12 protein-coding genes are annotated in these 12,144 nt (G+C 70.3%); 5 read left to right on the forward strand and 7 right to left on the reverse strand.

The window, feature by feature from the left end:
* Together AB0B91_RS53895 and AB0B91_RS53900 are read right to left on the reverse strand one after the other, a co-directional pair.
* Nucleotides 1-909, reverse strand: coding sequence for a glycerophosphodiester phosphodiesterase family protein (locus AB0B91_RS53895; RefSeq protein ID WP_358339158.1), 909 nt, complete (start codon nt 907-909; stop codon nt 1-3).
* Nucleotides 910-981: 72 nt separating this feature from the next.
* Nucleotides 982-1,398, reverse strand: a complete 417-nt coding sequence (locus AB0B91_RS53900) for a GNAT family N-acetyltransferase (RefSeq protein WP_358339161.1) — start codon at nt 1,396-1,398, stop codon at nt 982-984.
* An 86-nt stretch (nt 1,399-1,484) separates the two neighbouring features.
* On the opposite strand from AB0B91_RS53900, the gene AB0B91_RS53905 reads away from it, so the two are divergent.
* Nucleotides 1,485-2,135 carry a GNAT family N-acetyltransferase gene (locus AB0B91_RS53905; protein WP_358339164.1) on the forward strand — a complete coding sequence of 217 codons (651 nt, stop codon included), beginning with the start codon at nt 1,485-1,487 and terminating at the stop codon, nt 2,133-2,135.
* Between the two features lie 92 nt (nt 2,136-2,227).
* Here the strand turns inward: AB0B91_RS53905 and AB0B91_RS53910 are convergent, their stop codons facing one another.
* From AB0B91_RS53910 to fbaA, 3 genes are all read right to left on the reverse strand, one after another.
* Nucleotides 2,228-3,511: an adenylosuccinate synthase gene (locus tag AB0B91_RS53910; RefSeq protein ID WP_358339167.1), complete on the reverse strand. Its 1,284-nt coding sequence runs from the start codon at nt 3,509-3,511 to the stop codon at nt 2,228-2,230.
* A gap of 98 nt (nt 3,512-3,609) precedes the next feature.
* The gene (locus AB0B91_RS53915) at nt 3,610-4,020 is read right to left on the reverse strand and encodes a DUF3151 domain-containing protein (RefSeq protein WP_214634848.1); all 411 of its coding nucleotides are present in this window, start codon (nt 4,018-4,020) and stop codon (nt 3,610-3,612) included.
* 34 nt (nt 4,021-4,054) lie between these two features.
* Nucleotides 4,055-5,077 carry a class II fructose-bisphosphate aldolase gene (fbaA, locus tag AB0B91_RS53920; protein ID WP_358339171.1) on the reverse strand — a complete coding sequence of 341 codons (1,023 nt, stop codon included), beginning with the start codon at nt 5,075-5,077 and terminating at the stop codon, nt 4,055-4,057.
* Between the two features lie 115 nt (nt 5,078-5,192).
* Here fbaA and AB0B91_RS53925 point away from each other — a divergent pair, with 115 nt between their 5' ends.
* Nucleotides 5,193-5,885 carry a VTT domain-containing protein gene (locus tag AB0B91_RS53925; protein WP_358339174.1) on the forward strand — a complete coding sequence of 231 codons (693 nt, stop codon included), beginning with the start codon at nt 5,193-5,195 and terminating at the stop codon, nt 5,883-5,885.
* Nucleotides 5,886-5,968: 83 nt separating this feature from the next.
* Nucleotides 5,969-6,370, forward strand: coding sequence for a hypothetical protein (locus tag AB0B91_RS53930; RefSeq protein ID WP_358339177.1), 402 nt, complete (start codon nt 5,969-5,971; stop codon nt 6,368-6,370).
* Here AB0B91_RS53930 and pyrE read toward each other — a convergent pair.
* A complete protein-coding gene (pyrE, locus tag AB0B91_RS53935) occupies nt 6,345-6,878 on the reverse strand; it encodes an orotate phosphoribosyltransferase (RefSeq protein ID WP_214634845.1) in 534 nt (177 codons plus the stop codon). The genes AB0B91_RS53930 and pyrE overlap by 26 nt on opposite strands.
* Nucleotides 6,879-7,009: 131 nt before the next feature.
* On the opposite strand from pyrE, the gene AB0B91_RS53940 reads away from it, so the two are divergent.
* Together AB0B91_RS53940 and AB0B91_RS53945 are read left to right on the forward strand one after the other, a co-directional pair.
* On the forward strand, nt 7,010-9,931 hold the full coding sequence (locus tag AB0B91_RS53940; RefSeq protein ID WP_358339180.1) for a sigma-70 family RNA polymerase sigma factor: 2,922 nt from the start codon (nt 7,010-7,012) through the stop codon (nt 9,929-9,931).
* A gap of 185 nt (nt 9,932-10,116) precedes the next feature.
* Nucleotides 10,117-11,274, forward strand: coding sequence for an NYN domain-containing protein (locus AB0B91_RS53945; protein WP_358339411.1), 1,158 nt, complete (start codon nt 10,117-10,119; stop codon nt 11,272-11,274).
* A gap of 239 nt (nt 11,275-11,513) precedes the next feature.
* Here AB0B91_RS53945 and AB0B91_RS53950 read toward each other — a convergent pair whose 3' ends face one another.
* Complete coding sequence (locus AB0B91_RS53950; protein WP_358339183.1) at nt 11,514-12,143, reverse strand: response regulator; 630 nt, start codon at nt 12,141-12,143, stop codon at nt 11,514-11,516.
* Nucleotide 12,144: the final 1 nt, after the last annotated feature.

The following is a 12,144-nucleotide window of genomic DNA, read 5'->3' on the forward strand; positions in this document are numbered from 1 at the left end:
TCAGACTCCCACGGGCCGCCTGAGCGGTCCGACGGGGTCGGGCAGTCGCAGCCCGCGCTCCCGCCACAGCTCGCGCATCCGATCGGGGTAGTCGGTGACGATCCCCGACACCCCCAGGTCCAGCATCCGGGCCGCCAGCGCCTTGTCGTTGACGGTCCAGACCGCGACGTCCAGCTCGGCCGCGGCCACCTGGGCCATCAGGTCCTCGTCGACCATCACGTGCTCGGGCGACAGCGTGGTGGCCCCCGCCTCGCGGGCGGCGGCCGGGATGTCGTCGCCCAGCGGGCCGTTCCAGTGCAGGGTGTCGAGCTCGATCAGCGCGAAGCGCCGCGTGCCCGGCGCCAGCCTGGCGGCGTGGCCGATGATCCGCCAGTCGAAGCTGAGAATCGCCGTGTTGTCCAGCCTGCGGTGCCGGTCGAACTCCTCCAGCACGAGCTCGGTGAACATCTCGGGGTCGGCCGTCAGCTCCGGCCTGGTCGGGTCGGACTTGAGCTCGACGTGCAGCCGTACGTCCTCGGCCTCGTAGGCGTTGACCAGGCCGAGCACCGCGCCCAGCGTGGGCATCCGGGTCTCGGGCATCGCCCGCTGCGTCAGCGCGAACGGATCGTCGGCATGCCGGGGCAGCCGCACGCCCACGTCGAGCGTGCGCAACTGGGCCAGCCCGAGCGAGTTGATCGGCTTGCCGACATAGGGGAAGTGGGGGTCGTCCTTCGCGATCGGCCGCGTGTCGGCACTGGTCACGGCCGAGACCGTGAGGTCGTGGGTCAACACGAGGCGCCGATCGGCGGTGAGCGCGACGTCGAACTCGAGCGCGTGCACCCCGAGCTCCATCGTGCGGCTCAGCCCGGGAAGCGTGTTCTCGGGCCAGAGGCCCCTCGCTCCCCGATGACCGTGAATCTCAACGCGCACACCGGGGACACTACCGTGCCCCGTGCCGCGATCACGACGTGCCACGCCGCGCCCTTTTTGTGGTGAGTATTACTATTCCTGGTTGAACGTCCATACGTAGACCATCTGGTCCCACTCGGGTATTCCGCCCGCTCCGCCGTACGTGGCCTGGGCCGCCTTGTTGTCCTCACCGGTGGCCACCCACATGCCGTAGCAGCCGCGTTCGCGGGCGAGCCGTTCCAGGGCCGCGACCAGCGCCCCGGCGATGCCCTGGCCGCGGAAACGCTCGTCCACGCCGAACTCGTAGAGGAACATCTCGGTCCCCTTGTCGGGGTGGGTGGTCTCGACACCGGTGATCATCCCGGCCGGAGTCTCGTCCACATAGGCGATGAGCAGGTGGTGCCCCTCATCCGCGAGGAACCTCGCGGTGGCCGCCGGCAGGGGAGCGGCGTCGAAGAGGTGACCGGCCGCCTCGACGGCCTCGGGCCGGGTGGCACGACGGATGTCCATGTCCGGAGCGTAAGCGCAGGTCGGCGCGCCACGCGCGCCATTTATTAGGTCGATAAATGCGACTCTGTGGCAATAAGCTGGCGCTCATGATGGAGGCACTCGAAACGGTCCGGCCGGAAATCGTCCGGGCCTGGGTCGACGGCTGGGTGGTCTCGCGCAGCGCCCCGCTGCCCGTACGGGAGCCGTGGGGCCTGCGAGTGGACGTCGGCCGGCCCGGCCACGTCAGCCGCCACATCCTGCCCGCGCCCAACCCCGGCGACCTGCGCCTGCTGGCCGAGACGATCAGCACCCCCGGCACCTGGCTCAAGCTCTGCGCCCCCGCCGAGGCGGTCGTCCCCTGGCTCACGCCGGCGTGGTCGATCGACGAGCCGGAGTTCATGATGACGGGGCCGCTGTCGCGGGGCCTGGCCACGGCTCCCGACGGCTACACGCTGGCCGTCACCACCCGGTCGGACGTGACCGTGGCCCGCCTGCTCACGGCGGCGGGCGAGATCGCGGCCCGGGGGCAGATCGCCGTCACGGGCCGTACCGCGGTCGTGGACCAGGTCGAGACCGCGCCGGAGCACCGCCGTCGCGGCCTGGGCAGAGTGGTCATGACGGCCCTGGCCGACCTCGCCGCCTCCCGCGGCGCCAGGACGGGCATCCTGGTGGCCACGCCCGCCGGTCAGGCCCTCTACAGGACCATCGGCTGGACGACCCGCACGCCGATGACCGCCGCCGTCCTGGCGGCTTCCTGACGCCTCTGGGGGCTTTCTAACGCTCTGGGGGCTTTCTGGCACCGGGGTACGGCCGGCGACGCGGTGCCGGCCGTACCCGTGAACCTGGAAGGTCAGACGAGAGAGCGGAGCACCAGCGTCTGGTCGCGGCCGGGGCCGACGCCGATCGCGGAGATCGGCGCGCCGCTCATCTCCTCCAGCGCCCGCACGTACGACTGCGCGTTGGGCGGCAGGTCGTCGAAGGTCTTGGCGCCGGTGATGTCCTCCTGCCAGCCGGGCAGCTCCTCGTAGATCGGCTTGGCGTGGTGGAAGTCCGTCTGCGTCATCGGGATCTCGTCGTGCCGCGTGCCGTCGACCTCGTAGGCCACGCACACCGGGATCCGCTCCAGCCCGGACAGTACGTCCAGCTTGGTGAGGAAGAAGTCGGTGACCCCGTTGATCCGGGTCGCGTAGCGGGCGATGACCGCGTCGAACCAGCCACAGCGCCGGTTGCGGCCGGTCGTCACGCCGTACTCGCCGCCGGTCTGGCGCAGCCACTCGCCCATCTCGTCCTCGAGCTCCGTGGGGAACGGGCCTGAGCCGACGCGGGTGGTGTACGCCTTGAGGATGCCGATCACCTTCGTGAGCCGCATCGGCGGGATGCCGGACCCGGCGCAGGCGCCTCCGGCGGTCGGCGAGGAGGAGGTGACGAACGGGTAGGTGCCGTGGTCGATGTCGAGCAGCGTGCCCTGACCACCCTCCAGCAGCACGAACTTGCCCTCGTCCAGCGCCCGGCTCAGCACCAGCGAGGTGTCGGCGATGTGCGGCTTGAGGCGTTCGGCGTAGCCCAGGTACTCCTCCACGACGGCCTGGGCCTCGATGCCGCGCCGGTTGTAGACCTTGGTGAGCACCTGGTTCTTCTCGGTCAGCGCGACCTCGATCTTCTTGGCCAGAATGCCGGGATCGAGCAGGTCCTGGACCCGTACGCCCATCCGGTAGATCTTGTCGCCATAGGCGGGTCCGATGCCCCGGCCCGTCGTGCCGATCTTGGCCTTGCCCAGGTAGCGCTCGGTGACCTTGTCGAGTGCTTTGTGGTGGGGCATGATCAGGTGCGCGTCGGCCGAGATCAGCAGGCGCTCGGCGGAGATGCCGCGCGCGGCCAGCCCGTCGATCTCGCTGAGCAGCACTCCGGGGTCGATGACGACGCCGTTGCCGATCACCGGCACCACGTGCGGCGACAGGATTCCGGTGGGCAGGAGGTGCAGGGCGTATTTCTGGTCGCCGATGACCACGGTGTGACCCGCGTTGTTGCCACCCTGATAGCGGACGACGTAATCGACGTCGCCACCGAGCAGGTCGGTGGCCTTGCCCTTGCCCTCATCGCCCCACTGGGCACCAACGAGAACGACAGCCGGCATGGTTCAGTCTCCTGAGCACAAAACGAAACCCCTGGCGCAAGTGCGACAGGGGCTCTTGCGTAGAGAGACTACCCGAGTCTGCCTATTCGTCCCAAGTGTTAGTTCTTGGTAAGTGCGTCGTAGGCCGCCTCACTGCTGTCCTTGAGGAACTGCATGCACCGCTCGGCCTCGTCCTTCTCGCCGATCGCCTGAGCGGCTCTGGCGAGCGAGTAGAGGCAGCGCAGGAAGCCGCGGTTCGGCTCGTGCTCCCAAGGGATGGGACCGTGCCCCTTCCAGCCGCTCCGGCGGAGCTGGTCGAGCCCGCGGTGGTAGCCGGTGCGCGCGAAAGCGTAGGAGGTGACGGCGTGGCCCTGCGCGAAGTACTCCTCCGCGAGCGTGGCCCAGGCCCCCGGATAGGCGGGGAAACGGGCTGCCACGTCGGCGGCCTTGGCGCCGGCTTCCAGCGCCTCCCTGGCCTCGGGCAGGTCCGGCAGTTGAGTCGGGGGCGGCCCGGCGAGAAGGTTATCCATAGGACAAGTCATACCCGCCGAGCCGCCGACGTGGCTAGGAGATCTTGGTCCCAGCTGATTTGAGGTGCTCACACGCCTCGACGACGCGGGCCGCCATCCCGGCCTCGGCCGACTTGCCGTAGGCGCGCGGGTCGTACGCCTTCTTGCTGCCGACGTCACCGTCGACCTTGAGCACGCCGTCGTAGTTGCGGAACATGTGGTCGGCGATCGGCCTGGTGAAGGCGTATTGGGTGTCGGTGTCGACGTTCATCTTGACCACGCCGTAGGAGATCGCCTCGTGGATTTCCTCCATCGCCGATCCGGAACCGCCGTGGAAGACCAGGTCGAACGGTTTGTCCTTCCCGTACTTCCCGCCGACGGCCTCCTGGATGTCCTTCAGCACGCTGGGCCGCAGCTTGACGTGGCCCGGCTTGTAGACGCCGTGCACGTTGCCGAACGTGGCGGCCAGCAGGAAGCGGCCCTTCTCGCCGAGCCCCACGGCCTCGGCCGTGGCCAGCGCGTCCTCGGGCGTGGTGTAGAGCTTCTCGTTCATCTCGCCGACGACGCCGTCCTCCTCGCCGCCGACGACGCCGATCTCCATCTCCATGATGATGTTGGCGCGGTGGCACTTGTCGAGGAGCTCCTTGGCGATCTCCAGGTTCTCCTCCAGGGGTACGGCCGAGCCGTCCCACATGTGCGACTGGAAGAGCGGGTCGAGGCCCTTGGCCACGCGCTCCAGCGAGATGTCGATCAACGGCCGCATGAAGCCGTCGAGCTTGTCCTTGGGGCAGTGGTCGGTGTGCAGCGCGACCGTCACCGGGTATTTGGCGGCGACCACCCTGGCGTACTCGGCCAGCGCCGTCGCGCCCGTCACCATGTCCTTGACCGTGGCGCCGGACAGGAACTCCGCGCCGCCGGTCGACACCTGGACGATGCCATCGCTCCCGGCTTCGGCGAACCCGCGCAGCGCGGCGTTGAGCGTCTGGGAAGAGGTCACGTTGATCGCCGGGTAGGCGAATCCGCCCGCCTTCGCGCGGTCGAGCATCTCGGCATAGACCTCTGGGGTTGCTATAGGCATGCTTCATCTCCCTGAGAAGTACGGCTTCGCGCAGCCCAGTATCCCGGTCCGCTACCCCGCGTGGTAGAGACAACGCGCGGCGGCCAAGAGCGTTCATGCCGGGTAGGCTCGCCTCGTGGACTGGCTTTCCAACCTCCTGGACCCGACGTGGTGGCTGACGATACTCGGCGCCTTCGCGACCGTCGGCGTCCTGGCGATCATCTTCGCCGAGACGGGCCTGCTCGTCGGGTTCTTCCTGCCCGGTGACTCGCTGCTCGTCGCCGCGGGCATCTTCAGCTCCGCCGCCGCGGCGAAGGGGATCGGCATCGAGCCGCTGTCCTTCCCCGTGCTGCTGATCGCCACACCGCTGTGCGCGGTGGCCGGCGCCCAGCTCGGGCATCTCATAGGGGCCAAGGTCGGCGGGAGGTTGTTCGACAAGCCCGACTCGCGGCTGTTCAAGAGAGAATATGTGGAGAAGGCCGAGCACTTCTTCGTGAAGTTCGGCCCGGCCAGAGCGGTGATCATCGCCCGCTTCGTGCCGATCGTCCGCACCTTCATGAACCCGGTCGCCGGCGTCCTGGAGATGCCGGCCCGTACGTTCTTCCTGTGGAACGCCGTCGGCGGCGTGTTGTGGGTCGAGAGCATGCTGCTGATCGGCCACTTCCTCGGCGGCCAGGTCGACCCCACCAAGATCGACAAGTACATCCTGCCCGGTGTCTTCCTCATCGTGTTCATCTCGGTGATCCCGATCATCGTCGAGGTGATCAAGACCCGCAGGGCCGCCAAGCAGGTGCCGGAGCCCAACGGTAAGCACCACCGCGTGGGTTGATTCCTGCCGGTGGGCGGCAATGATCGAGATCGCCTCCGCCTACGAGTACGCTCCCCCTTGTGGGACGCCACAGGTCAGATCCGATGGGCCTCGCCCGCCTCGCGCTCGCCGTCCTGGCGGCGGTGGCCGTGGTGACGCTCTTGGTCGTCGGCGGTCGCGCGCTGCTCACCTCGCTCGACACGCGACAGCAGCAGCCCGAGCGCGCGAACGTCGCCGCCCAGCCGCAGGCCAGTGCCCAGGTGCCGACTGTCCGCATCGAGTGCGTGGCCGACACCTGCCCCCTTGTCACGGTGCGCGTACCGGGCGGCGATGTGCTGCAATATCGCGACATGAGCAGGGGCGAGGAGGTCAGCTACTTCGAGCCGGAGCTCGACGTGGTGCTCACCGACGCGGCCACGGTCCTGGTGACCGAGAACGGCAAGGCCCGCGCGCCGGGCAAGGCCGGTGCGCGGGAGGCGTTCACAGTCCGAGGTCCTGGAGCGTGAACGCGGAGCGGTAGTCGAGCCCCTCCTCGGCCATCCGGGGCGCGGCGCCCCGCTCGACGATCGTGGCCACCGCGACCACCTCGGCGCCCGCCTCGCGCAGCGCCTCGACGGCCGTCAGCGGGGAGGCGCCGGTCGTGGAGGTGTCCTCGACGGCGAGCACCCGGCGGCCCTTGACCTCCGGGCCCTCGATCCTGCGCTGCATGCCGTGCGCCTTCTGCGCCTTGCGCACCACGAACGCGTCGAGCAGCCGCCCCTGCGCCGCGGCCGCGTGCATCATCGCGCTCGCCACGGGGTCGGCGCCCAGCGTCAGCCCGCCCACGGCGTCGAACTCCAGATCCTTGGTCAGGTCGAGCATCACCCTGCCGACCAGGGGCGCGGCCACGCCGTCGAGCGTGATCCGGCGCAGGTCGAGGTAGAAGTCGGCTTCCTGACCCGAGGAGAGCACGACCTTGCCGTGCACCACGGCCTTCTTCTTGATCTCGGCCAGCAGGTTGTCGCGATCTGTCATGGCACCAAGCTTAGGGTCCTGGCCAGGATGAGAGCCGGTCCGGTCGGAAGGTAAAGACGGCCCTTCGGTTTAACCATGGCGGCGGCTGCGGAATGCTCGGGGAGGCAACTTAAGGTAATCGCGAGGTAACTATGAGTGGTGTATCGCCATCTCCGCAGAGCGATGCGGATCTTCTTCACGCGGTCAGAGCCGGCGACGCCACCGCCTATCACGAACTCCACGAGCGCCACGTAGCCGCCGCGCGCTCGCTGGCCCGCCAGCTCGTCAGGGGCGAGGCCGAGATCGAGGACGTGGTCGCCGAGTCGTTCACCAAGATCCTCGACCTCGTCGGCCGCGGCGGCGGCCCCCAGGCCGGGTTCCGTACCTACCTGCTGACCGTGGTTCGGCGCACCGTCCATGACCGGTCGCGGGTGGCGAGCTGCCCGGTGCCCGCGGACGAGAGCTTCGATCCCGATGTGCCCTTCGTCGACCCGGCTCTCATCGGCCTGGAGCAGTCGCTGATCGCCAGGGCGTTCCTGTCGCTGCCCGAGCGGTGGCGGGCGGTGCTCTGGCACACCGAGGTCGAGCACTCCCCACCCGCCGACGTGGCCTTCCTGCTCGGCCTGCCGGCCAACGGTGTGACCGAACTCACCCGCCGCGCCCTCGCGGGCCTGCGCCAGGCGTACCTGCGGATCCGCCTGACCGCACCGACCCGCGATGCGTGCCGGCCGGTGCTCGGCACGATGAGCCGCTACATCAAGGGCGGGCTGGCCAGGCGCGTTTCCAAGGCGGTGGACGAGCATGTGAGCGACTGCCCCGAATGCCGCGCCGTCCTGCTGGAACTGACCGACGTCAAACGGGGCCTGCGCGTCATCATCGGCCCGATGATCGCCGGACCGGTCTTCGCCGGGTACGCGGCGGCACTGGCCAAGACGAGAACCGCGAGCTGCGGTTCGGGCGGGCTGGATTGGATCCGGCGGTCGCCACTCGGTTGGTTCTGGCATGCGCTCGGTGGGATCGGGCGCGGGCCCACGTACGTGATCGGTCGGGTCGGGTGGGCGTCCAGCGGCGTGGTTGCTTGGGCCGGGCGGGTTTTCGGGCGCCTGGTCGGTTGGGTCGAGCGGGCGTCGAGGCATGTGCTCGGGCGGGTCCGGCAGGTGTCCACGTGCGTGCTCAGGTGGGTCCGGCAGGTATCCACGTGCGTGCGCGGTGGGGGCGGGCGGGTGTCCAGGCGCGTCCTCGGCTGGGTCCGGCGGGTGCCCACGTACGCGCGGGCGGCGGTCGCCGGCGGTACCGCCGCCGCCGTGGCGGCCGCTGCTATGTTCGCGCTGGTCACGGCCGAGGATCCGGTAAGAAGGCCGGTCGCCAAGCCCGTCGCGTCAGCCGGACCGCCACCTGTACGGCCGCTCGAAGAACCCACGCGGCCGGCCCCCGAACGTCTGGCGGCACCCCCGGGACGGAGGCCGCACGGACCCCGCCTGCACGCCACGATCGGCGCCCTCGGCGCACTGGTCCGCGCCCGGCCCGGCATCATCGCGATACGCCTCCGCAACTCGGGCACCGCCCCGACCAGCGAAATAGAGGCCGCCGTAGACCTGCCCACAGGCGTCACGCTGATCCCCCCAGGCCGCCACACCGAGGGCGTCGCGCTGGAGCGGTCGCGTGGTCACGGTGGGGGTGTGGCTGCGGGCCTCAGGCCGTCGGCCGCTCATGGCGGGGGTGTGGCTGCGAGTGTCGCGCTGGAGCGGTCGGGCGGCTACGGCCGGGACGTGGCTGCGGGAGCCGTGCCGCCAGGTGACAAGGGTCGCGGTGTCGCCGTGGTCACGCCCGTTGGGGCCGGGGGCGGCTGGAGTTGTCGTCCGGCCAGGCGGGGTGCGACGTGCGTCAGGGGGCCGCTCAAGGCGGCTCGCCGCAGCACGGTCTTCCTGCGCGTCCAGGTGGCCGCTCAAGCGCCACAGGGGGGCGGTCCCGCTGTCCGGATCACGTCCGGCTCCCTGCGCGCCGCGGCGCACTCCGCGGCCGGGGTACGGCAGGTGGGCGCGTCCGCCAGGTTCGCCGCCGACGGAAAGGTGACGGTCAGGGCGATCGGCAACTCGCTGCTGAGCTGCCCGGCGGAGCGTGACGGTTGTGCGGAGGCCGGGCAGCGGCGGGGCGATGGGCGCGACGGCGAGGTGTGGCCCATGGAAGCCGTCGACGAGGACCGGGTGGCGGGAACGTACGCCTCCAGCGGCGCCACTCTGCGGCGGCCCCCGGGTGGGCGGGTCGTGTGGGCGGGTCTCTACTGGTCGGCCGGTGGGGAGAGCGCGGGGCCGATCAGTCTGCGACCGCCGGGTCGTCGGCGTTACCTGTCCATCAGGCCCGAGCAGGTGACGGTCAGCGAGCTGCCCTCGGGGTCCGCTTACCAGGCGTTCGCCGACGTGACCGGGCTGGTCGGGAGCGCCCGGCGGGACGGCATGTGGTGGGCGGCCGACCTCCCGATGCGGGAGGGGGCCGCGCGCCACGCCGGATGGAGCCTGGTGATGATCGTGACCGATCCCGCAGGACCGTACAGCCACGCCGTCGTGCTCGACACGGCAACGGTCGTCGGCGGCGAGGCCGATCAGGTGCGAATCCCATTGGGCGGCCTCGTCTCGGCAGGCTCGGCCGCCCGGATGCCGCAGGGCGGCCTGGTTCCCACGGGATCGCCCACCGCCGGCCCGGTCTCCACGGGGTCGGCGGCCCGGAGCCGTCGGGGTGGGTCGGTTTCCACGGGGTCGGCCGGGCGGATCGCGTTGGGGCGGGCGGACCGCAGGAGTTCGGCCGCGCGGATCGAGATGGTGACCTGGGAAGGCGATGCCGACCTCGACGGGGATCGGCTCTCGCTGGGGTCGGGGGCGCTCACTCCGGTGGGGGGCGATCGAGACTCGGGTAACGTCTTCGACGGCTCGTCCAACGGCGCCAAGGGAATGACGTTCGGTGTCGACGTCGATACTTTCGGTGCCGAACTCGGCAATGACCCGGCACTGGCGATCGCGACGCGGGAGGATGTGGTGCTGTTCGCGATTGCCGCTGTGTGCGTTCGTGCCCGGTCGTGACCAAAGTCCGACATATTGGTACGGTCAGCCCGAATGCACCGGCGTATGGTCGGGGCAGGGGCGAATCGTCGGGATTAACCCTCGCGCGATCACCTGCTTTCATTACCCTGAGACAGGGCCGCCGCGTCCGGCTCTGACGGTGCACGAGTCTGCTAGGTCGGACCACCAGGAAAGGGGCCGTGTCAGTGGATCGCTGCGCGCTGTTCGTGGACGCTGGCTATCTGCTGGCCGACGGCGCGATGGCCGTGCATGGGACCCGCCATCGTGAAGCCGTGGCCTGGGACTATCCAGGGCTGTTGCAGCTCATGTCAAGCCTCTCGCGCGAACGCACCGGGCTGCCGCTGCTGCGGTGCTATTGGTACGAGGCGACCGTCGAAGGACGTCGCACGCCAGAGCACGACGTGCTCGCCGACATCCCCGGTCTCAAGCTCCGCCTCTCGCGCATCCGTCCAGGACGGCGCGAAGGCGTGGACGCCCAGGTTCACCGCGACCTGATGACGCTCGCCCGAAACAGCGCCATCTGCGACGCCGTCGTGGTCAGCGGTGACGAGGACCTGGCCCAGGTGGTCTGCGACGCGCAGGACCTCGGCATCAGGGTGACCGTCGTGCACATCGCGACCGACGGCGGCTGGGCCGTCGCCCGCTCGCTCACCCAGGAGAGCGACGACCTCATCGAGCTGGGCGGCGTTCACCTGCGCCCCTACGTCAACCTGGTGACCGGCGCCATCGAGGTGACCAACGGCCACCACCAGCCGGTCAGCAACGGCCACGGCGGCCACGCGCAGCGGGAGCTGCCGCCCGCCGAGTCGAGCGGGGGCGGCCACTCCGCCAACTCGACGCGCGCCAACGGCATGCCGCCGTCGGTGGGGCGCCGTCAGTCGCCACAGCCGTCGCTGCCCGCCTACTCCGACTACCAGCCCGACCCGCCGTCGGCGGCTCCGGTGACCGGGCCGATCCCGCAGCAGTCGCAGGCGCCGACGACCGGGCAGTTCAACTCGCCGTCCAACGGCACCTACCAGCCCTCGCAGCTCGGCGCCTACACCGGCCCGCAGCCCGCGCCCGTCTCCCAGCAGCCCCCGGCCGCCACGGGCGGGGCCACCACGCTGTCCGACGCCGTCAAGGCCGCCCACCGGGAAGGGCACGACTTCGGCGAGTCCGTGGCCCGCGACGCTCCGGCCCTGTGGCTGGAAGCCGTGCTGGCGCGCAAGCCACGGATGCCCTCCGATCTGGAGGCCCGCCTGCTGCAGGGCTCGTCGCTGCCGATCGACTTCCTGCTGCACGACGAGGTACGCCACGCGCTGCGTCGCGGCTTCTGGGACGCGTTGGAGCGCGCCAGGCACTAGCCAGGCGCGGCCAGGCACCAGCCTGAGGCCCATGCGGCTGGAGGGGCCGGTGGGATTGCCGTACTGGTCTCCGCGCCTCGTACGGACGACTTGGCGCCCGCGCCGCCGGCCTGAGACGCCTCGTACACGGACAGCCCGCCTCAGCGCTCCGGTACGGACGGCAGGGCGCGCCCCGGCGACGACCGCCACATCCGGAGCGCCCTCTTATCCACAACCTGTTGACCGGCCGTGGGGCGAATTCACGACAGGGCGTCGAAACCGGCGCGGAGGTGGGCGAGCCGGTCGGCGAGGTCGGAGAGCGGGGCCGCCACCCCCGGGTCCGGCGACTTGCGCGCCAACTCCCGTACCCTGGCCAGCTCGTCCTCCGCCGCCGTCAGCCGCCGGGACAGCTCGGGCAGGATCGCCGACTGGTCGCCCGCGCCCGGCGGCAGCTCGGCGGTCAGCCGCTCGCGCAGCATCGAAGCCTGCTCGGCCAGCCGCTTGTTCATGTTGTACAGCTCGGAGAAGACCGACACCTTGGCCCGCAGCACCCACGGGTCGAACGGCTTGGTCAGGTAGTCGACGGCGCCCGCCGCGTAGCCGCGGAAGGCGTAGTCGGGCGCGCTGTCGACCACGGTGAGGAAGATGATCGGGATGTTCCTGGTCCGCTCCCGCCGCTTGATGTGGGCGGCGGTCTCGAACCCATCCATGCCCGGCATCCGTACGTCGAGCAGGATGAGCGCGAACTCGGTGTTGAGCAGCGCTTTGAGCGCCTCCTCGCCGGACCTGGCGCGTACGGGCACCAGGTCGAGCGAGCTGAGGATGGCCTCAAGGGCGATCAGATTCTCCTCGCGGTCGTCGACCAGGAGGATCTTGGCACGATCAGGCATC

The organism is Nonomuraea sp. NPDC049141 (assembly GCF_040648415.1).
Lineage (GTDB): Bacteria > Actinomycetota > Actinomycetes > Streptosporangiales > Streptosporangiaceae > Nonomuraea.